Origin of the sequence: Rhizobium sp. 2MFCol3.1 (assembly GCF_000377565.1) — a bacterium.
Lineage (GTDB): Bacteria > Pseudomonadota > Alphaproteobacteria > Rhizobiales > Rhizobiaceae > Rhizobium.
In genome coordinates, this window is the sequence record NZ_KB898353.1 from 177109 (window position 1) to 198308 (window position 21200).

The window sequence follows — 21200 nt, forward strand, 5'->3', positions numbered from 1 at the left end:
TCAGACCAACGCCGCCCGCCCGGGAATTTGAGGCGTTCCGCCGAGCCAATATGCAATAAACGTGAGAAGGGGACCGAAACGGTCCCCTTCTCTTTTGCCTCGTATCGCTATCAGGCTTTGCCTGGGCGATTGATCGTCAGGAAGTGCCGGACGACAGGCTTTTCCGGGCCTGAGTGGTAGGCAAGAACCTTGCCCTGCAGATCGGCGTCGGCGTTCGACACCCGCTTGTGCTGCCGAAGATGCTCCGCCCAGGATTCCACCATGAACCACTCGACGATCTTCTCAGGGTCAGCGGAGTCTTCCGTCACGCCCCAGCCATAGGCGCCATCGCGGCGGCGTTCCTGCGACATGTCGTTCAAGGCACGAAGGAAGGCCGAACGGTTGTGCTTTTCGACGTTGTACTCGATCAGGATCAGGACTGGTCCACGATCGTGGGCGACGGGCTCGGCGACAAGCGGCTCCGGCCAGTGGCTCGAGGGAACCAGATCGGCATCGCCGGCAGGCAGCTTTACACGATGCATGATGAGACCTGCAACAAGAAGGCCGACAGCACCGATAATGAGCGTTGCCTGAATTCCGACGGCCGTACCGACTGCACCCCAGCCAAGGCTGCCGGCCGTCATCGCGCCGTTGAACACCGTGAGGTAGACGGCAAGACCACGACCACGCACCCAGTTCGGAAGGACGGCCTGGGCCGCACCATTGAGCGTCGTCAGAGCGGTGATCCATGCGCCACCGAGGAAGAGCAGAGCGACGATGGCAACGGCCTTCGGCGGAGCAAGCGACAGGATAGCCATCACGATAGCGGTGATGATGGCGGCACCGAGCATGAGGCCATCGGCGTTCAGACGTTCACGCAGCTTCGGCATGACGAGCGCTCCGCCGATCGCACCAGCGCCAACCGCGCCGAGCAGGATACCGTAGAAGCTTGCATCACCGCCGAGAAGCTGGCGGGCGACGAGCGGCAGCAGGGCCCAGACGGCACTGGCGAAGGCGAAGAAGATCGCGGCGCGCAGCAGGACGACATGCAGCGGGCGGCTGGCACGGGTGTAGCGAAGGCCGGCCCGGAAGGCGCCGAGGAAATTCTCCTGCAGGGCATCATTGGCGTTCTTGGCGCGCGGCCACCAGACCAGCGCGGCAATGACAATGATATAGCTCGCAACGTCGGCGCCATAGGTGAGACCCGCGCCGAACGCCGCAAGCAGAAGGCCGCCTGCCGCCGGGCCGATCGAACGGGCGATGTTGATGCCGAGCGAATTCAGCGCCACCGCGCTTTTGACGTCCTCGCGCTTGACGAGTTCAGGCACGATCGCCTGCCAGGTCGGCCCCATCAGTGCAGCACCGATGCCGCCGAGGAAGGTAAGACCGATGAGAGCGCTGACCGAAAGCATGCCGGTCTGGGCAAGAACCATGAGGCTGATGCTGACGGAGGCGAGCAGCAGCTGCACTGCGATGAGGAACTTGCGGCGGTCGAGAATATCGGTCAGTACGCCCGCCGGAATGGCGAGAAGAAAGATCGGCAGCGTGCCCGCCGCCTGAACCATGGCGACCGCGGCCGGCGAGGCCGAGAGATCGGTCATCAGCCAGGAGCTCGCGACATCGCGCATGAAGCTGCCGGTATTGCCGAGAACGGTGGCTGCCCAGAGGACGGCGAAGACGGGTTGGGCGAGCGGAGCGAAGCTGCCCCCGGAGGATTTTGCGGTGCTCATTGTTCAGCTCCCTTGGTGATATCGAAAATGGTGACGAGGACGAAGGCGCCCGCGAGGCCGAGATGTTCGAAGAAGGCGTTGGTCGCCATCATCCGCTCCAAGCCGGCGGGCAGTTCCCAGAAACGAAGCGCGATGAAGGTCGCGAAAACAGTGAAACCGGCGAGCGCGAGAGCGCCCATCCAGCGCAGCTTGCCCGACACGACCATGGCCGATGCGGTCAGTTCGAATGCGATGACAACGACGGCGAAGACGGACGCCGGGTGAAGACCGAAATGCTCCATCTCGGCGATCGCGCCGCCGAAATCGAAAATCTTGGTGAGCGGGCCCTGGATATAGGCGGCGCAAAGCGCAAGCAGAGCGGCGGTTCGCACGGCAGGCGCCGAAACGACATCGGCCAGAAGCCTGCGCGGTATTGAAGGAGAGTGGCTGGTCATCGTTGCTCCTGCGATCTTGGCCGGTCGGTTCGAGCGGCGTTGTGTTCGTCTGATGGAGCCATATTGGCGGGAACCATTGCCGCCAACAATTGCATCAATAGTTTCGATTTAATTGCGCTATATGCAATTATTCGTGGGAGCCTTCCACTCCTGCAAAATAAGCCTGGGCAGCGGTCTCCCGCTGCCCAGGCCGATACGTCGTTCGATTATCGCGTCAGCCTCAAACTGCCCAGCAGGAGCAGCCGAGTGCGCCGAAGAAGCCCTTGAGATCAGCGATCGGCAGCTTGGAGGTCCAGGCACCGGCATGGTCGTGGCCGTGGACGCCGCAGTCGCTGGCGCAGCCGCAGGTGGAGATGGCCGTGCGGCGCAGCGAGCGGGCGCCAGCGCCATCGGGCTCGCCCCAGGCGGCGTAGCCGCCGAACTTGCGCACCGGAGACCAGTCCGGCATGGCAGGCGGGATGTTGCTTTCGTCGTATTTGGCGAAGTCACCCGAGCCATAGACGATCTTGCCGCCAACCATCGTCAGATCGGAGGTGAGGAACGAGATCTCGTCCTCGGCGCAGGCGAAGAAGTCCTTGCTCGGCACGACAAGATCGGCGAACTGACCCTTCTCGATGCGGCCCTTCTTTCCCTCTTCGTTGGAGAACCAGGTGACCTTTTCCGTCCACATCCGAAGCGCCGTCTCGCGGTCGAGGCAATTGGCACGCGGATAAAGCTGCATGCCGCCGACCGTTTTGCCCGTCACCATCCAGGAGAGCGACACCCATGGATTATAGGAGGCGACGCGGGTGGCGTCGGTGCCGGCCGAGACGTTGACGCCCTTATCGAGCATGCGCTTGATCGGCGGCGTGGCTTCAGCGACGCCGTGGCCATAGCGCTCGACGAAATATTCGCCCTGATAGGCCATGCGGTGCTGCGTGGCGATGCCGCCGCCGAGTGCCGCGATGCGGTCGATCGAACGCTCGGAGATGGTCTCGGCGTGGTCGAAGAACCAGTTGAGGCCCTCCAGCGGAATGTCCTTGTTGACCTTCTCGAAGACATCGAGCGAACGCGAGATGGTTTCGTCATAGGTGGCGTGCATGCGCCACGGCCACCGGTTTTCGGCCAGAACCCGAACGACTTCCTCGAGCTCGCCTTCCATCTCCGGCGCCATTTCCGGGCGCGGTTGGCGGAAGTCCTCGAAGTCGGCGGCGGAGAAGACCAGCATCTCGCCGGCGCCGTTGTGGCGGAAGTAGTCGTTGCCCTGCTTGTATTTGACCGAGGACGTCCAGTTGAGGAAATCCTCTTTCTCGGCCTTCGGCTTCTGCGTGAAGAGGTTATAGGCAAGTCGAACGGTCAGCTGGTTTTCGTCGGAGAGCTTCTGAATGACCTCGTAATCATCGGGATAGTTCTGGTTGCCGCCGCCGGCATCGATCACGCCGGTTACACCGAGACGATTGAGCTCGCGCATGAAGTGGCGGGTGGAATTGACCTGGTAGTCGAAGGGCAGCTTCGGGCCTTTCGCCAGCGTCGAGTAGAGAATACCGGCGTTCGGCTTGGCAAGCAGCATGCCGGTCGGGTTGCCGTTCGCGTCGCGGGTGATCTCGCCGCCGGGCGGGTTGGGCGTGTCGCGGGTGTAACCGACCGCTCTCAGAGCAGCGCCGTTCAGAAGCGCGCGGTCATAGAGATGGAGAAGGAAGACGGGAGTATCCGGCGCGACCGCATTGATCTCCTCGATCGTCGGCAGGCGCTTTTCGGCGAACTGGTGTTCGGTGAAGCCGCCGACGACGCGGACCCATTGCGGGGCCGGCGTGATCGCCACCTGGCGCTTCAGCATGTCCATGGCATCCGCCAGCGAACGAACGCCGTCCCAGCGCAGTTCCATATTGTAGTTCAGGCCACCGCGCACGACGTGGGTGTGGTTGTCGATCAGGCCGGGTAGGACGCGCTTGCCCTTGAGGTCGACGATCTTGGTGTCCGGACCGGCGAGCGCGATGATCTCGGCATCGGTGCCGACTTCGAGAAAGGCACCGTCCTTGATGGCGACGGCGCTGGCGGTTGGGTTGGTGCGATCGAGCGTGGTGATCAAACCGTGGTGGAGGATGAGGTCGGCGAACATGGGAAATGCTCCTGGCTTCATTATTAAGATTGATTTCAACGCTTTGCGCCGGGATTGGCTGGGCTGGGCCCCACCGCAAGCGAATCTCCTCTTGGCGCCTCAGCTATCAGACTTGTGCTGATCTTGGCGAGACACGACGACGTCATTGCGGCTCTCGCCCTTTGGCATATGGCCGAACATGTGCGGCTTGATCTGGTTGATCCACGACACCGCCGCCGGCTCCTTGGCGATCAGCGTCTTGGCAAAGGGAATGAGCTGTTCGCCAACCAGAATGCCGAGCAGGCCGACAAGGGCCACGATCGGTGGCGCGGGAGAGCGAACATTGAGCAGGCTGTAGACGATACCGACCAGAAGACCGGCGCCGATGGAAAGAAGGTAGAGTTTCATGGGGGCATCCTCGACTGTGAATGAAAGCCGCTTCCGCATCTGGACATTCGATCCTGCGGAAGCGGCGATGACGGGTGATTACTTGGCCGGGTTAGGGCCGATGCGCTTGCCGTGGCTGACGCGCTCTTCGCCGCCGTGGACATGCGTGACCGCATAGTCGATGCCCATGCCGTAGGCGCCGGAATGTTCCTTCACCAGCGAGGTGACGGCGTTGTAGGTTTCCTTGCGGGCCCAGTCGCGCTGCCATTCGAGCATGACCTGCTGCCAGGTAACGGGGATGACGCCGGCCTGTACCATGCGGTCCATCGCATATTTGTGGGCGTCGACCGAGGTGCCGCCGGATGCGTCGGCGACCATGTAGATTTCGTAGTCGGGAACATCATGAAGGGCGGAGAGCGCGAAGGTGGTGTTGCACACTTCCGTCCAGAGGCCGGAGACGACGATCTTCTTGCGGCCGCCGGCGGCGTTCTTGGCAAGGGCGTCACGAACGTTCTGGTCGTCCCAGGAGTTCATCGAGGTGCGCTCCAGAATGTCGTTCTCGGGGAAGACGCCGAGCAGTTCCGGGAAGGTATTGCCGGAGAAGCTTTCCGTCTCGACCGTGGTGATCGTGGTCGGGATGTTGAAGATCTTGGCCGCCTTGGCGAGACCGACGACATTGTTCTTCAGCGTCTGGCGATCGATCGACTGGACACCGAAAGCCATCTGCGGCTGCTGGTCGATGAAGATGAGCTGGCTGTTTGCAGGGGTCAGAACTTCGAGCTTGGACATTTGATTTCTCCGTTTAGGTTTTGATTGCCGATCTGGCGCTTAAGGATTGGGGATGCCTCCGGCGGTCGGCTGCCTGCCTCAGGCAGCCGTTCGAAGGCGGAAATTGTTGGTGTTAGAGGTGCACGGCAGTTTGCCGTGCGGGGTTATGCTGCGAGCGGAACGAGGTTCTCTTCGATCTGGCCGCGGTAGGCTTCATACCGGGTCGGCAGCTTCAAGGCTTCGCCGAGGTGCGCGGTATCTTCGTCACGGTCGAAACCAGGCTCGTTGGTTGCGATTTCGAACAGGATCCCGCCCGGCGTTCTGAAGTAGATCGCCCAGAAGTAATCGCGGTCGATAACCGGCGTCACCTGATAGCCCGTGTCCATCAAGGCCTTGCGCACTTCGAGCTGCTTCTCACGGTTCTCGACGGCAAAGGCGATGTGGTGGACAGAGCCGGCGCCCTGGCGGGCAAAAGGCGTTTTCGGCAGCGACGCGATGTCGATGGTGTCGGCACCATTGCCACCGGGAATGATGAACCGCGTGACATCACCTTCGACCTCGGCGCGCTCATAGCCCATGAACTGCAGCAATTCCGATGTGGCGGCGGTGTCGTGCAGGTCGAAGCGCGCACCGGAGAAGCCGCGGATCGCATTGTCTTCCGAGATGCCGTCGGCAAGCCATGGGGCGCGGACGTCTTCGGCGGTTTCGATCAGCGCCAGTCCGTCGCCATCAGGGCCGGCGAAGCGCAGGTGATTGGCGCCGAAGACCGTGTCGGTCTTCAGACCGACGACACCCTGGGCCGTCAGGCGATCTTTCCAGAAAGCCAGCGATCCCTTCGGGATGGAGAACTGCGTCTCGCTGACTTCACCGACACCGGGGCGGCCGGTCATCATGTGCGGGAAAGGAAAGTAGGTCATGACCGTGCCGGGCGTGCCGTTTTCATCGCCATAGTAGAGGTGGTAGACGCTCGGGTCGTCGAAGTTGACGGTCTTCTTGACGCGGCGCAGGCCGAGTGCGTTTGTGAAGAACCGGTTATTCTGCTGGGCATCCGACGCCATCGAAGTGACGTGGTGCAGTCCCTTGATATCCTTGATCATGGCCGTTGCCTTTCTCTGTGGGCGTTGCCGTTTCGATGACCAGAGATGTAACCGGGTTGATTGCATTGCGGAATTGCAATATTCCTGTCGAATGAATTGCGATTTTTGAAATAATTGAGATGAACGACTATAAAGCCCTGAAAACCTTCCTGCTCGCCGCCGAAAAGCGCAACTTCGCCCAGGTCGCTCGCGAGCTCGACATGACACCCGCCGCCGTCACCCGCGCGATCGCGGCACTCGAGGACGATCTCGGTGTCCAGCTCTTCGTGCGCACCACGCGCCAGGTATCGCTGACCACTGACGGCGCCGTCTTCGCGGCGCAGATCCAGCCGGCGGTCGAAGCGCTTGAGAACGCGCGCAAGGACGTCAAGAACGCCCACAAATCCGACCAGGGGCGGCTGCGGATCAGCGCGCCGACCTGGCTCGGAAAGACGATCCTCACGCCGATTCTCTCAGGCTTCCGCGAGCGCTATCCGAAGATGAGCTTCGAGGTTTCGCTGTCGGACGGCTTGGTCAACATCATCGACGACGACTACGATCTCGCGATCCGCATTTCATCCGCGCCTTCGGACAAGTTCACCATCTGGCGCAAGATCAGGGCGGTCCCGAGGATCCTGGTGGCGGCGCCGGGCAGCCGCTTCACGGAGATGCAGCATCCGAACGAACTGACGCCCGACGATTGCCTCGCCTATAGCGGCGAGAGCCGGCGGGAGACGTGGGCGCTGTCGGACGGCGGATCGAGCATATCAATCTCGGCCGGACGCGCGTTCAGCGCCAACAATGGCGAAGTGCTCGCCGATATGGCGGCCGATGGCGTCGGTGTCGCAATGCTGCCGGGCTTTCACATCGCTGAGCATATCCGCACCGGCCGGCTGGTTCACGTGCTGCCGGGCTGGGCGCCGCCGGAGCTTTGGCTGACGCTCTACTACCCGCCCTATCAGACGCTTCCGCCGCGTATCGCCACATTCTCGAAGTTTTTCGAAGAGCAGTTGCCGGCCCATATGGTCATGCTCGATTGACCGTATGGCAATCGAGTTGTGATCTATCGCCGAAAGTCGGTTGAAAGCCGCCCAGTTGCGGCTATCTTCGCGCAATCGAAAAACGATTTTCACGCATGCTGCTCCAGACGATACCGGATGTCTTCGCGATCACCCACCTTCGGCGGCGGCATGCGCCAAGTGACTGGAGCCAAGCATGACCTTCGACGCCCCTTCCCTTTCCGCCCTCGCCGATGAAGCAAAGGATTGGCGCCGGACGATCCACCAGCATCCCGAGCTGCTGTTCGACCTGCCGAAGACGGCGGCGCTGGTGACGGAAAAGCTCACAGAATTCGGCTGCGACGAGATCGTGACCGGCCTTGCCAAGACAGGCGTGGTCGCCGTCATCAACGGCAACAAGGGGCCGGGCCGCACGATCGCGCTGCGCTCCGATATGGACGCGCTGCCGATGTCCGAGCAGACCAACCTGCCTTATGCCTCGAAGGTGGAGAACATGATGCATGCCTGCGGCCATGACGGGCACACCGCCATGCTGCTCGCGACCGCCAAGCAACTCGCGGAAAATCGCGATTTCGCCGGCAAGGTCGTGCTGATCTTCCAGCCGGCGGAAGAAGGCGGCGCCGGCGCGCGGGTGATGATCGAGGAAGGCGTGCTCGAGCGCTTCGGCATCGAGGAGGTCTATGGAATGCACAACCAGCCGGGCCTCGATATCGGCTCCTTCGCGATCCGCAGCGGCCCGATGATGGCCGGCGGCGACCGCTTCGTGATCACGATCAACGGCAAGGGCGGCCATGCCGCCTACCCGCACCTGTCGCACGACCCGGTGCTCGCAGGAGCCCAGATGATCGTGGCGCTGCAGGCGATCGCATCGCGCTTCACCAATCCGTTCGATCCCGTCGTTCTTTCGGTGACCTATCTCGAGGGCGGCAATGCCGGCGCGCTGAACGTCATCCCGGCCGCGATCCGCATCGGCGGAACCATCCGCACCATGAACGCCGACACCCGCAAGATGGTGGAAGGACGGTTCCGCGAGGTCGTCTCCAGCACCGCGAAGTCCTTCGGCTCCGAGGCCGTGATCGACTGGCGCCCGGGCTATCCTGTCACGGTCAACGATCCGGCAAAGGCGAAGCTTGCGGCGAAGGCCGCCGCGGCAGTAGCCGGCGCGGAGAACGTCGATACCGACTGGCCGGCGACGATGGGCTCGGAAGACTTTTCCTACATGCTGGAAAAGCGCCCCGGCGCGCTCATCTGGCTCGGCAACGGCGACAGCGCCGATCTCCACAACCCCGCCTATGATTTCAACGACGGCGCCATCGTCCACGGTGTCCGCTACTGGCTGTCGCTGGTCGATCAGCGCCTGAACGGCGCGGCGGGAGAATGAGATGAGCGACAACACTGTCCGTCTGAGCTATGCCGATCTCGTCTCCCTGCTCGAGCAGATTTTCGTCAAGAACGGCGTGTCCGAGCACAATGCCAAGATCCTTGCGGAAAATTGCGCAGGCTGCGAGCGTGACGGCTCACTTAGCCACGGCGTCTTTCGCATGCCGGGCTACGTCTCGTCGCTGAACAGCGGCTGGGTCGATGGCAAGGCAGTCGCCGAGATCGAGGATGTCGGGCCGGCCTTTGTGCGCGTCGATGCCAAGGGCGGCTTCACGCAGCCGGCGTTCTTCGCGGCCAAACCGCTGTTGATCGAGAAGGTCAAGACAAACGGCGTCGCGGTTCTCGCCATCCGGCGCTCGCATCATTTCAGCGCGCTATGGCCTGATGTCGAGCCGTTCGCCGAAGAGGGCTTCGTGGCCCTCAGCGTCGTCAACAGCATGGCCTGCGTTGTGCCGCATGGTGGCAAGAAGGCGGTGTTCGGCACCAACCCCGTTGCCTTCGCCTCGCCGCGCGCCGGTGCTGCTCCCTTCGTGTTCGATCAAGCCTCGTCGGCCATCGCCCATGGCGATGTGCAGATCGCCGCGCGCGCCGGCCATGAGCTGAAACCCGGCATGGGGGTCGACCGCGACGGCCAGCCAACCAACGACCCGAAAGAAATCCTGGATGGCGGCGCGCTGCTTCCCTTCGGCGGACACAAGGGCAATTCGATCGCACTGATGGTCGAGATCCTCAGCGCCGCGCTCACCGGTGGCTATTTCTCCGGCGAGTTCGACTGGAGCGGCCACAAGGGCGCGCAGACACCCTATACGGGCCAGTTCTTCGTCGTCATCGATCCCGCGCGCGGCGGCAATGACGTGTTTGCCGAACGCGTTGCCGGCATCTGCGACCTCGTGCTGGAGGCCGGACAGGACCGGCTGCCCGGCGACCGCAGACATGTGACACGCGCTAAGGCGGAGCGGGACGGCATCCCCTTGTCCTTGGAAACCTACGGAAAGCTCAAAGCGCTCGCCGAAGGGTGAAGTGCCATAACCGACCCGGGCGGATGCCACCTATGCCGAAAGCCCCCGACATCGCCAAACGATCTCGGGGGCTTTCAATTTCAGAGGGCGCCTTCAGATGGCTGCCGCGGACAGGCTCAGCGCCCACTCTCCTCGCCTGCCTTGGCGAGACGAAGTGTCGGGCCTGAGGATGTGAGGCGAGCGACCAGTTCGTTCCTGGCAACGAACCAGAAGCCGCCGGCGATTGCCATGTTCTTCAGAAAATTGACCGACTGCCCTGCCTGCTGCGCAGGTGCTGCCGCCCAGAACTGATGAAACATCAGCGCCGTCAGCACGGTATAGCCGGCAAGAAGGGTGCTGACGATCAGCAGATTGTAACCCGCTATGAAGACGATCGGCGCACCGAGCTCGAACGCGGTCACCAGATAGGCCATCAGCATCGGCATCGGAAAGCCGAAATCGGTCAGGCGTACCGCGACCGCCGCGGGGTCCATCAGCTTGCCGACACCGCTGTAAAGGAAGAGAATTGATATCAGGATGCGAGCTGCCATGTCCATTCGACGAAGCGCTGCGGTGTTCATGATGACGTTCCTTTTTGAATTCTGGACGCGGATTGACGCGTTTACTGGTTCGATCTGCCGGTGATGGTCCGATTGCGTTCTAAGACCCGCGTCACAGCTTTCGTGTGGCGGCGGATGCCTCTTTCGTATCCCGACCTAGCGCATCATGAGATATATGTTTGCAACAGATATTGTTATTAACAAACGAGTGATAGGCGTTGTCGAGTGGCCGCGTTCGATACCACCGGCTCGGCAGAGGTCTAAAAAATATGTTATTTATTTCAATTTCTTACAGCACGTCGCGATGACTGAACCAGGCAGATCGCGCCAACAGGCCATGCCCCTTCGCGCCGATCACATTTCCGTTTAGTGCATCGGCCCTCGGCACCGTCTATTTTCGCCCGCGAGCGCGCGGGGGCGGCGATCTCTCTCGTCTTCGTCTTTCGCGCCGCAAGCAATGGAGCCTTCATGAAGCCCTCGTTTAGACTGCCCGATACGATCCCCGATACGATCAAGGCCACGCGCACGGCAACGCCGCGGATCGCCGCCATGTGCGCCGTTCTCGTCGGCGCGTCCGCCTGCGTTTCTTCCACGAACGAGCCGGCGTCACGCGGACTGACGTCGCTGCAGGGACAGCCGCTCGCGAAGGCGACATCCCTGCTCGGCGAGCCCACCGGCGAGAACCGGATTGGCGGCCGTCACACCGTCTACTGGCAGAAGAGCTACGCCGAACACTATGCGGCCCCGAGCGTCATCCGCACCGTGTCCGGCAAGGACGAGCAGCGCGCCGCCGAGGAAACCGAAAGCCTGAAGCTGAAGACGCGCAACCACACATGCACCGTCAAGCTTTCACTGGACAAGAACCAGATGATCAGCAACGCCGTCATGGATGGCGACCAGGCGGCCTGCGAAAGCCTGATGAAGCTCAGTTCCTGACGGCCTTGATCGCGTCAGTGGCAAGATCGACCGGCATCTTTGCTATTCGCCATTTTGATGTATTTTCTGCGGCATACGCCAGGCAACATCCGTTGCGAACGATAAGTGGCCCCGACATTGACTGATGAGATTGAAAGCGTCGGCAGCTTCTGCATGCCGGAGATGATCGCCGCCGAAACAGGCAAGGTCCTCGCGGAGCAGGAAGCCTATCTCTTTCTGATCAGGGCGGCGGAAATCCTGAGCGCGCCTGTCGCCGATCTCTTCGCCGCCAACGGCATATCCGGCAAGCAGTACAATGCGCTGCGCGCGATACGGCGCGCCGGCGCGAACGGCGCAACGGTGAACGAGATCCGCCACCAGATGACAGACCCGCGCGCCGATGTCACCCGCCTGATCGACCGCCTCGTGCGCGACCGCCTTGTCAAGCGCCGGAGCGACAAGAGCGACCGCCGCATCGTCCGCGTGATCCTGTCGGATACCGGCAAGCAGCTGCTCGCGAATATCGACGAACCGCTGCTCGACGTCCACCGGGCGCAATTTCGCCAGTTCGATACCACAGCGCTCGAGCAGCTGAAGGGCTTGCTGAAGAAGATCCATGTAGCAGCAGCCCCCGGGCAGTCATCCGATCAGTGATAGAACGCCCACTTGGTGGCCCTTTAGGCCATCCTCGCCTGGCTCTTGACTGCCCCCTTTGCCGTCTGCAAGCGCTGGGCGACGGCATATTGGATCGCCAGCCCCCCAATCAGCGTTGCGATATCGACCGCGGGCGAAAACACATAGGCGTCCCTTAGGACCTGCAGCGAAATGCAGACCAGCGAACCCCAGGCAAACACCGCAAGGCCCTGCTTTCCAAGCAACGACACGACATCAAGCTTGGCGCTGCCCGCGATGGTGCGGAACACGGCAATCTGCGAAATCACGTAGGCCAGCGCGAGAATATGCATCAGTCGCGGTAGCGGCAGGATGCCCTTTTCGAAGCCAACCAGAAGCGCCGGATGATCACCCCAGGCCGTCAGATCATAGTGCTGGCCCTGGATCACGAACATCGCAAAGCCGAGATAGGCGATCGCAACGGCCATCAGGGCTGGGCTGTAGCCCACAAAGGTCTCGCCTCTCTTGGCGGAAATGCCGGCGCACAAGCCGATGCAGTAGATCAGCTGCCAGGAGAACGGATTGAGGAACCAGGTGCCTTCGGTCGGGAAATTCGGGAGATTGATGTTGTTCCATCCGGCGACCGCCCAGATCGATACCGACACCGCGAGCAGCAGAACGCGGCTTCGTGAGGCCAAAGCGAGGAAGACAGGCGGTGCCGCGAGCAGTAGCATGTAAAGCGGCAGAATGTTGAAATAGCCCAACTGATGCGTCATCCCGAGAACGCCGAGCGCCGTCGTCCACGGCGCTTCCAGGTAGGAAACCATGTTGACGCGTTCCGAAAGCGCAGTTGTGCCGAGGAAGTTATGACCCGCCATCAGGACGATGACAGCAAGCACCGTGGTCAGCAAATGAACGCTGTAAAGCCGGCCTGCGCGACGCAGGATACGAGCAACCGCATGAATGCGGTCGCGGGCATAGGCATTTGAATAGGCAAGACCGGCGGACATGCCGGACATCAGCACGAAAGCCTCGGCCGCATCCGAAAAACCGAAGTTCTTCGACGTGACGCCTTCCATCATGTTGCCGGGCACGTGGTTGATGAAGATCATCACCAGGGCCAGGCCACGGAAGAAATCAAGGCGCGGATCTCGGCCGGCCGTTGGAGCGGCAGGGTGCTGCATGGTTAACTTGTCCCGCTGATTCATTGCTGTTGTCGATGAACCCACGGTAGCAACCGCTCGATGAAGCCTACATGAACGAGCGGTTCACGTTTCCGACATCGACAGGCCGGACGCACAGCAAACAGAAGCGGCGATCAGGCCGGCCAATCCTCGATGGCGATCTCGCCCGATGGCATCAGCTTGGTGCAGGCGAAATGCGAGAGCCTGTCGTGACGGATGACGGCGGCGGTCAGGCGACCGGTCCTGTAGGCTGCGGTATCGAGCGCGATGCGATTGTCGTAAACCTCGGGGCGCAGCGAATTGGTGATCGTATGGCCGTGCACCACGATGTGATCGAAGGGATCGGCATGGTCGAGGAACCCTGCCCGTATCCACCGGAGATCGTAATCCGTCTGTTCCGCCAGCGCGACCCCGGGGCGGATGCCCGCGTGGACGAAGCAGTAGCGTCCGATTTGCCGGTAGGTCAGCGCGTTGTTCAAGAGATCGATATGACCGGGGAATGCGTCGCGAATGTCCGCCGCGATGCCCTTGAAGTCGGGTACCGGCCGGCTGGAATAGGCGCTGACGGTTGCCACGCCGCCCCAGTCCATCCAGTTGACGGCATCCTCAGGCGCAAGCTCCTCGCGCAGCAATGCGCGCAGGTAGAAGTCGTGATTGCCGAGGATCAGGGCCGAACCCGGATAAAGGTCGAGCGTCGAAGTGACGAGATCGAGTACTTGGGGACTGCGTGGCCCGCGATCAATCAGGTCTCCCAGGAAAAGCACGATAGGCTTCGTCGCACCCTTGTTCGCGACATCTGCGATGTGATGCAGCATGGTTTCGAGGAGATCGGCACGCCCATGAATGTCGGCGATGGCGTAGATCAAGGGCAGTGCATCGTCTGTCATGCTGAGTCGATTCTCCCGCGCGGAGCGCAACCGCTCCGCCTGATGACAAGCATCTACGCCATGGCTCGGCCGCTCCGCAAGGTGATGGGACGCATATAACGTCCCGCGGCCCTAGAGATAGTCGAGCCCGATATCGAGCACCGGGGCGCTGTGCGTGATCCAGCCGACCGACAGGAGGTCGACGCCAGAGGCGGCAATCTCGGCCGCGGTCGCCGGATTGATATTGCCCGACGCCTCCGTAATCGCCCGCCCCGCGACGATCTCCACAGCTTCACGCAGCTCACCCGGCGTCATATTGTCGAGAAGCACGGCGTCCACGCCGATCTCCATGACATCGCGCAGCTGTTCGAGCGTATCGACTTCCACCTCGATCTTGACCATGTGGCCGACGCCCGCCTTGGCGCGGCGGATGGCTTCGCCAACGCCGCCGGCGATCGCAACGTGGTTGTCCTTTATCAGCACCGCGTCATTGAGTGCGAAGCGGTGGTTCATGCCGCCCCCGGCCCGGACCGCGTATTTCTCCAGCGCCCTCAGCCCCGGCGTCGTTTTGCGGGTGCAGACGACCGACGCCTTGGTGGCCGATACCGCCTCGACGATCCCGGCGGTGACGGTGGCGATACCCGAGAGATGGCCGAGGAAATTGAGCGCAGTGCGCTCACCGGTCAAAAGCGCGCGCGACGGGCCTTCGATGGTCGCGATGATATCGCCGGGCTTGAGCGCAGCGCAGTCATCCAGGTGGCGGATCATCGAAACTGCGGGGTCGACGAGCTGAAAGGCGAGCTCGGCGGCATCGAGACCGGCGACGACGCCATGTTTGCGGCTGACCATGGCAAGCCGCGAGCGATGATCGGCGGGAATGACGGCCGTCGAGGTGATATCGCCGGCAAGGCCGAGGTCTTCCAGAAGCGCGTTGCGGATGGCCGGTTCGATGACGATGCGGGGAAGAGAAGCAAGCATGATGGTTTCACTCTTCAAGCGGTATGAGCAAGGGATTGCGGCGCCGACAGGTGCGCGGCTTCGAGAATGGACGTGAGGGTCATGGTGCGCCGCCGGGCATCGGCAAGCCGCAGCGGATAATCGGTGCGGGCATGGGCGCCGCGCGATTCCTCGCGCAAGGCGGCGAAGACGGCGATCGAGAGCGCAACGAGTGCTGGATCCGCCGACGGCCCGTCGCCCAATGCAAGCGGCAGCAGGCTGGCGATCACACCATCGATCGCGCCGGCATTGCGCAAGACGCCGAGGCCATGCGAGACGATGGGGCGGACCGCCGAGAGATCCGATGGGACAGGCAGGCGCTCGGCGACGCATGGTCGAGCGACCGGTGCCGGTGTCGCGAGAATATCGCGGGCCGCCCGCATGCCCATCACCGCCGCCTCCAGCAGCGAGTTGCTGGCCAGCCGGTTGGCGCCGTGCAGTCCGGTCGATGCCGCCTCGCCCACGACCCAAAGGCCCTCGACCGTGCTGCGCCCATCGAGGTCGGTCGCCACGCCGCCCATGTGATAGTGCACGGCCGGGCGCACCGGGATGGGCTCACGTGCCGGATCGAGCCCCGCCTGCCGGCAAAGCCGCGTGATCCCCGGGAAGCGGTCGGGGAATCTCTGCCCGAGCGCCTCGCGAGCATCGAGAAACACGCGACCACCTCTTCGGATCTCGGCGCTGATGGCGCGCGCGACAATATCGCGTGGCGCGAGTTCGGCACCGGGCTGATCTGCGAGGAAACGCTCGCGTTTCTCGTTGACGAGAATTGCGCCTTCGCCGCGCACCGCCTCGCTGATCAGGCCAAGCGGACGGCCGGCGGACCAGTTGGCGGCATTGAGGGCCGTCGGATGGAATTGCACGAATTCCATATCGGCCAGTTCCGCGCCGGCGCGAGCGGCAAGCACGATGCCCTGGCCGTAATTGCCCGTCGGCGTCGTGGTCGCTTCATAGAGGCCACCAACCCCGCCAGTCGCCAGAACAATCCGTGTTGCGGGGATGATGGTGGCGCCCGCTGGCGTCGCGCAGAGCAGGCCGGACAACTTCCCATCCGTCTGCAGCAACCGTCGGACCTCGACGCCCTCGACCACAGTGATCGACGGCGTCTGCCGGACCCTTTCGACGAGCGCGCGCACGATCGCCGCACCCGATCCGTCTCCGGCGACATGCACGATGCGGCGGCGCGAATGGGCGGCCTCCAGCCCGAGCAGATAGGCACCATCGGGGCCCCGGTCGAAATCCACGCCGAATGCCTCCAGCGCCGCGATCGCCCGCGGTGCATCGCCGAGGATTGCGGCTGCGGCATCGGCGTCGCATAATCCGTCGCCGGCTGCCAGCGTATCGGCAAGATGCAGCTCGACGCTGTCGTCATCGCCGAGGCTGGCCGCAATTCCGCCCTGCGCCCAGGCGCTCGATGTCTCCCCGCCAAGTCCGGCCCGCGTCAAAAGCACGACCGGCTGCGGCGCGAGCATCAGCGCGGTGATCAACCCGGCCAATCCGCTGCCGACCACCGCGACATGTCCGGCGAATTGATCGAGATGCTCGGTCATACCGCGAGCATCCTCTCGACCGCACGCCGCGCGTCGGCGGCGATCGCGGGATCGACGGTCACCTCATGGAGATTGTTTTCCAACGCCTGGCGGATATTGCCGAGCGTGATGCGCTTCATGTGCGGGCAGAGATTGCAGGGGCGAATGAAGTCCACATCCGGGTGGTCGACGGCGACGTTGTCGCTCATCGAGCATTCCGTCAGAAGCACGACGCGAGCGGGCTTCTTGTCGCCGACATAATCCGACATGACCGCCGTCGACCCGGCGAAATCGGCTTCCGCGACGACCTCCGGCGGGCATTCCGGATGCGCAAGAATGATGATGCCGGGATGCGCCTCACGCAGGTCGCGCACATCCTGCGCGTTGAAAAGCTCATGCACCTCGCAGTGGCCGTGCCAGGCGATGATCTCCACATTGGTCTCGCGCGCGACGTTCTGCGCCAGATATTCGTCCGGGATCATCAGCACCTTCGGCACGCCGAGCGATTCCACCACCTTCTTGGCGTTGCCCGAGGTGCAGCAGATGTCGGACGCGGCTTTGACGGCCGCCGATGTGTTGACATAGGTGATGACGGGAACGCCGGGATGGGCCTGGCGAAGAAGCGCGATATCCTCGGGCGTGATCGAATCCGCCAGCGAACAGCCCGCCGCCATATCCGGGATCAGCACGGTCTTTTCCGGGTTCAGGAGCTTGGCGGTCTCGGCCATGAAGTGGACGCCGGCCAGCACGATCACATCCGCCTCGACATCAATCGCCTTGCGCGCCAGCGCCAGACTGTCGCCGACGATATCCGCGACACCGTGAAAGATTTCCGGCGTCTGGTAGTTATGGGCGAGGATCACGGCATTGCGCCGGCGCTTCAATTCGAGGATTGCCTCGACATCCGCCTGGTGGGAATGCCACTCGGCTTCAGGCATGACTCGGCGAACGCGCTCATAGAGCGACGACATGGAAATCGGCGAATTCATTCTACTGCTCCCTTTATACTCGCAATGAGTATATCTCGGGCAAATAGATATTCTCGATTCGAGTTTATGTCAATTGCGGGAGAGAGGAAGTTTCGAACCCGATAGCGCGCGCTCCTCGAGCACCGCATGCCGGTAGCGGAAAAGCTTGGCCGGGCGGCCGCCGGTCTCGCTGGTCATGCCGCCGGTTTCCTCGATCAGCTCCTGCTGATCGATCAGGCGGCGGAAGTTCGGCTTGTGGAGCGTCAACCCCGCCAAAGCCTCGATCGTCCGCTGAAGCTGCAGCAGCGTGAAATTCTCCGGCATGAGTTCGAAGACGACGGGGCGGTACTTGATCTTGGCGCGCAGGCGGGCGATCCCGGTCGCCAGGATCCGGCGGTGATCGGCAAACATCGCGCGCCCGGTTGCGTGATCCGCCTTCGCGCCGGCCTCCGCCACGATCTCGGCCTCATAGAGCATCTCATAGCGCTGCAGCGCCAGATCCTCGTTCCAGGCGGCGCCATTCAGCCCGAAGGCGAAATCGACCCGGCGCTGGCGATTGTCGCGCCGCGATGGCTCGCTCGCCGCCCATTCGCGCAGGCGCTCGGCGATGGAAAGGAGAGCCTCCGGCCTACCGCTTCGATGGTCTTCCCAGGGGAAATACTCGTACCATCCATGCCAGCCCGGCTTGCCGGCGCCGGGCGCTGCCTGCTCGCGGACAAGACCGAGATAGCTGATCGAAATTGTCCTGCGCCCTTCGCCCTCGCCCTGGCTCTCGCCTTGGCCTTCGCCTTGGCCTTCGAACGAGGACCGGTCGCGGTCGGCGAAGGTATAAAGCTGCTCAAGATATCCCACCGGATGCCCCGTCTGATCCCCCACCCACTCGCGCAGCCCCGATTGCAGGCTGCGGTGGCCGAGCTCGAACGGGCCCGACGGAAGCGCATTGCCCGAACGAACCGTCATCACCCGCGGCTCCGCACCCGTGACCGCGGTCAGAACGGCGATCAGCTCGGTATGGGCATGCATGACGGTCAAAGCGTGTATCCTTGCTGGCGTGTGTGATGCGCCCCTTCTCTCACGATGAGGCGATGCGAGGCAAGTTCACGCCGGATGCAAACGATCGGGATAGGGCCGCGAAAGTCCGAACCCCGTTCTGCGTACCGCCAACACCGTGGCAATATCGGGTATTGACCGTTTTGGGCTGGACCTCCAAGAGTGTCTGCCTTGCATTGAACGAAGCTGCGAGGCGATGAAATGTCTTTGGAGACAAAGTCCAGCCGCGACGATCTGCTCGCCCGGCTGGGTGACATTTTCTATGCCAACGGCACCTATCTCGTCGGAATGGCGGAGCTGATCAAGCATCTGCAGACGACGAGGGTCACCTTCTACCGGCACTTCGCGAACAAGGAAGACATGATCGTCGCCTATCTGCAGCAGCGCGATCAGGCGGTGCGCGACCAGCTTGCGCAGGTGGTGGGAGATCGAACCGGGCCGGAGGCGGCGCTCGAAATCTTTTCCAACCTCGAGCAGAAGACCAGCGCGGAAAATTTCCGCGGCTGCGCCTTCTTCCTGGCGGCGATCGAGAATCCACAATCGGCGAAAATCCAGAGCGCGGCGCGCAGTCACAAGGACTTTCTGAAGAGCTTCTTCCTCAGCCTGATGCCGAAGCCCGACGAGGCCCTCGCCGAGCAGCTGCTCCTGCTTTACGAGGGCGCATTGGCAAGTTCCGCCTTGCGGCGCGAGGCTGGAGCAGCCACGACCGCCCGGTCGATCGCAGCCCATCTCATGTCGGACGCCTGAGCGGCTACGACCAGCAGGAAAACGCACGCAACGCTCTCCTGATCCGCAGGGCGCGCGCCGCAACCCCAAGCCTAACCACCCGGAAAATATTCCAGATTGCGAGCAGCAATTGGAACGCTGTTCCTTCGAAGAAAGCCGATTCATGCCATAAATAGCCCCGACTAGAACGATCGTTCTACATCGTAGATTGGAACGATAAGACGAATTGCGCAATGGGGCTCACATCATGTCATCAAAGACCGGCTGGACCGAAAACCGGCCGCCCGTTATCGCCTGCAACCTGGACCCCAAGCAGGCCGAAAAGCTGAGCGCTCATACAAGCCGGCCCAAGGTTCTCACCTATTGCGACACCGCTCCGGCATGGGATGTGCCGAAGGATGCGGACTTCCTTTTCACCTTCTTTCGCGGCTGGGACTCAGCCCCCCGGCGGAAGCCCGATGGCTGGCCGTTCAACCTGAAATGGGTGCAGATCGCGTCGGCCGGTATCGATGCATTTCCCGATTGGGTTTTCGAGGTACCGCTGGTCACCACCGGTCGCGGCATTTCGGCCGAGGCAATCGCGGAGTATGTGGTCGCCACTATCTTCGCCCACGAAAAGCAGATGTTCGACGGCCTGCTCGCGCGCTCCGCCGACGAATGGACGAAGCGCACGCTCGGCCTCGTCTCCGGCAAATCGGTCGGCATATACGGTTACGGCGCGATCGGTCGCCGGGCCGCGGAAAAGCTCAACGCGCTCGGCATGACCGTCTCCGCCGTCAAGCGCGAGGCATCGCAGGAAGTCGGCAACGTCAACTTCTTCTCATCGCTGAAAGAGATGGTCAGCTCGGTCGATCACCTCGTTCTGGCCGTGCCGCTGACGCAGGCCACCCGGCGCTCGGTCAACGCGGAGATCTTTGCGGCAGCCAAGCCCGGTCTGCATGTCATCAATATCTGCCGCGGCGAGGTGCTCGACGACGAGGCCCTGCTGGCAGCGCTCGACAACGGCCAGGTCTCGGCCGCCACGCTCGATGTGACCGCGCCCGAGCCGCTGCCACAAGGTCACGTCTTTTATGCTCATCCGAGAATTCGCCTGACGCCGCACATCTCCTGGTCGTCGGAAGACAATGCGGAGCGCATCGCCGCCAAGCTGCACGGCAATCTCGACCGTTATCTGGCGGGAGAGACGCTCACCGATGTCGTCGTAGCCGCACGCGGATACTGACATCGCAGGGCGGGAGGAATGAGTTTGCAACTCAACACGGCCCATGGCCAACGGCGACAACACCATCCAGAGGACACCAAATGACAAAGACCATCGACTACTTCTTCGGCGTCGGCTCGCCCTGGGCCTTCATCGGCCTCGCCCCATTCGCCGAACTCGCTGCAAAGCAGAATGCCGTGATCAAGCCCTATGTCATTCCGCTGATCGAGGACAATGGCGGCATCTATTCGCGCAACCGCCCGGAGGCGCGCCGCGCCTACTGGATGAAAGACCTGAAGCGCTGGGCGGCCCTGCGCGGCAAGGTGCTGAACTTCGAAAACCGCGGAGCCCTTTCCGACCCAACGCCCGCCGGCTTCATGCTGATCGCCGCGATCGAGAACGGCCAGGACTGGCTGAAGCTCGCGAGCGCGCTGCAGGAGGCCTTCTGGACCGGCGGCGAGGATATCGGCAACGCCGCTGTTCGGCGCGCTATCGCCGATGGCGAGGGTTTCGACGGCGCGGCATTGGACGAGCAGGGGGCGAGCGAGGCCGTGCAGGCGGTCTGGAAGGCCAATTACGAAACCGCCAAGGCAGCCGGCGTCTTCGGCCTGCCGACCTACCGCTACGAGGGCGAGCTCTACTGGGGCCAGGACAGCCTTCCCTTCCTCGAGCGTCACCTCAAGGGCGACAGGCTGGTCGCCTGACCCGATACCAAGCCGGGCTTCACAGACGTGCGGCCCGACTT

21 protein-coding genes are annotated in these 21200 nt (G+C 62.6%); 8 read left to right on the forward strand and 13 right to left on the reverse strand.

Annotated elements, in window-relative coordinates:
* Positions 1-110: 110 nt before the first annotated feature.
* The 6 genes from D460_RS0100835 to D460_RS0100860 all read right to left on the reverse strand — a co-directional run bounded on the left by D460_RS0100835 (position 111) and on the right by D460_RS0100860 (position 6472).
* Entirely contained in the window at positions 111-1709 is a 1599-nt protein-coding gene (locus tag D460_RS0100835; RefSeq protein WP_018896588.1) for an MFS transporter, read from the reverse strand.
* Positions 1706-2143, reverse strand: coding sequence for a DoxX family protein (locus D460_RS0100840; protein ID WP_018896589.1), 438 nt, complete (start codon positions 2141-2143; stop codon positions 1706-1708). The genes D460_RS0100835 and D460_RS0100840 overlap by 4 nt, the downstream gene beginning before the upstream one ends.
* 220 nt (positions 2144-2363) lie before the next feature.
* A complete protein-coding gene (locus D460_RS0100845; protein WP_018896590.1) occupies positions 2364-4241 on the reverse strand; it encodes an amidohydrolase in 1878 nt (625 codons plus the stop codon).
* Between the two features lie 99 nt (positions 4242-4340).
* Complete coding sequence (locus D460_RS0100850) at positions 4341-4628, reverse strand: XapX domain-containing protein (protein WP_018896591.1); 288 nt, start codon at positions 4626-4628, stop codon at positions 4341-4343.
* A 78-nt stretch (positions 4629-4706) separates the two neighbouring features.
* Positions 4707-5396, reverse strand: a complete 690-nt coding sequence (locus D460_RS0100855; protein WP_018896592.1) for a hydrolase — start codon at positions 5394-5396, stop codon at positions 4707-4709.
* A gap of 143 nt (positions 5397-5539) precedes the next feature.
* Positions 5540-6472, reverse strand: a complete 933-nt coding sequence (locus D460_RS0100860; protein ID WP_018896593.1) for a VOC family protein — start codon at positions 6470-6472, stop codon at positions 5540-5542.
* A gap of 119 nt (positions 6473-6591) precedes the next feature.
* On the opposite strand from D460_RS0100860, the gene D460_RS0100865 reads away from it, so the two are divergent.
* The 3 genes from D460_RS0100865 to D460_RS0100875 all read left to right on the forward strand — a co-directional run bounded on the left by D460_RS0100865 (position 6592) and on the right by D460_RS0100875 (position 9869).
* Positions 6592-7491: a LysR family transcriptional regulator gene (locus D460_RS0100865; protein WP_018896594.1), complete on the forward strand. Its 900-nt coding sequence runs from the start codon at positions 6592-6594 to the stop codon at positions 7489-7491.
* A 175-nt stretch (positions 7492-7666) separates the two neighbouring features.
* Positions 7667-8851: a M20 aminoacylase family protein gene (locus D460_RS0100870; protein WP_018896595.1), complete on the forward strand. Its 1185-nt coding sequence runs from the start codon at positions 7667-7669 to the stop codon at positions 8849-8851.
* 1 nt (position 8852) lies between these two features.
* Entirely contained in the window at positions 8853-9869 is a 1017-nt protein-coding gene (locus tag D460_RS0100875; protein ID WP_018896596.1) for an Ldh family oxidoreductase, read from the forward strand.
* Positions 9870-9985: 116 nt separating this feature from the next.
* Here the strand turns inward: D460_RS0100875 and D460_RS32365 are convergent, their stop codons facing one another.
* On the reverse strand, positions 9986-10429 hold the full coding sequence (locus D460_RS32365; RefSeq protein ID WP_018896597.1) for a DoxX family protein: 444 nt from the start codon (positions 10427-10429) through the stop codon (positions 9986-9988).
* 447 nt (positions 10430-10876) lie between these two features.
* Here D460_RS32365 and D460_RS0100885 point away from each other — a divergent pair, with 447 nt between their 5' ends.
* A complete protein-coding gene (locus D460_RS0100885) occupies positions 10877-11344 on the forward strand; it encodes a hypothetical protein (protein ID WP_018896598.1) in 468 nt (155 codons plus the stop codon).
* Between the two features lie 117 nt (positions 11345-11461).
* Positions 11462-11977, forward strand: coding sequence for a MarR family transcriptional regulator (locus tag D460_RS0100890; protein WP_018896599.1), 516 nt, complete (start codon positions 11462-11464; stop codon positions 11975-11977).
* Between the two features lie 23 nt (positions 11978-12000).
* Here the strand turns inward: D460_RS0100890 and D460_RS32370 are convergent, their stop codons facing one another.
* The 6 genes from D460_RS32370 to D460_RS0100920 form a co-directional block, all read right to left on the reverse strand.
* A complete protein-coding gene (locus D460_RS32370; protein WP_018896600.1) occupies positions 12001-13119 on the reverse strand; it encodes an OpgC domain-containing protein in 1119 nt (372 codons plus the stop codon).
* Positions 13120-13253: 134 nt separating this feature from the next.
* Positions 13254-14006, reverse strand: coding sequence for a metallophosphoesterase (locus tag D460_RS0100900; RefSeq protein ID WP_018896601.1), 753 nt, complete (start codon positions 14004-14006; stop codon positions 13254-13256).
* Between the two features lie 111 nt (positions 14007-14117).
* Complete coding sequence (gene nadC / locus D460_RS0100905; RefSeq protein ID WP_026282649.1) at positions 14118-14966, reverse strand: carboxylating nicotinate-nucleotide diphosphorylase; 849 nt, start codon at positions 14964-14966, stop codon at positions 14118-14120.
* Between the two features lie 11 nt (positions 14967-14977).
* Positions 14978-16531: an L-aspartate oxidase gene (locus D460_RS0100910; protein WP_018896603.1), complete on the reverse strand. Its 1554-nt coding sequence runs from the start codon at positions 16529-16531 to the stop codon at positions 14978-14980.
* Positions 16528-17499: a quinolinate synthase NadA gene (gene nadA, locus D460_RS0100915; protein WP_018896604.1), complete on the reverse strand. Its 972-nt coding sequence runs from the start codon at positions 17497-17499 to the stop codon at positions 16528-16530. The genes D460_RS0100910 and nadA overlap by 4 nt, the downstream gene beginning before the upstream one ends.
* A 69-nt stretch (positions 17500-17568) precedes the next feature.
* The gene (locus D460_RS0100920) at positions 17569-18501 is read right to left on the reverse strand and encodes a hypothetical protein (protein ID WP_245267701.1); all 933 of its coding nucleotides are present in this window, start codon (positions 18499-18501) and stop codon (positions 17569-17571) included.
* A gap of 228 nt (positions 18502-18729) precedes the next feature.
* On the opposite strand from D460_RS0100920, the gene D460_RS0100925 reads away from it, so the two are divergent.
* The 3 genes from D460_RS0100925 (at position 18730) to D460_RS0100935 (ending at position 21159) form a co-directional block, all read left to right on the forward strand.
* Positions 18730-19275 (forward strand): TetR/AcrR family transcriptional regulator, encoded by a 546-nt coding sequence (locus D460_RS0100925; RefSeq protein WP_026282650.1) that lies wholly within the window; start codon positions 18730-18732, stop codon positions 19273-19275.
* A gap of 226 nt (positions 19276-19501) precedes the next feature.
* Positions 19502-20476 carry an NAD(P)-dependent oxidoreductase gene (locus D460_RS0100930; protein ID WP_018896607.1) on the forward strand — a complete coding sequence of 325 codons (975 nt, stop codon included), beginning with the start codon at positions 19502-19504 and terminating at the stop codon, positions 20474-20476.
* Positions 20477-20556: 80 nt separating this feature from the next.
* Entirely contained in the window at positions 20557-21159 is a 603-nt protein-coding gene (locus D460_RS0100935) for a DsbA family protein (RefSeq protein WP_018896608.1), read from the forward strand.
* The last annotated feature ends 41 nt before the right edge of the window (positions 21160-21200 follow it).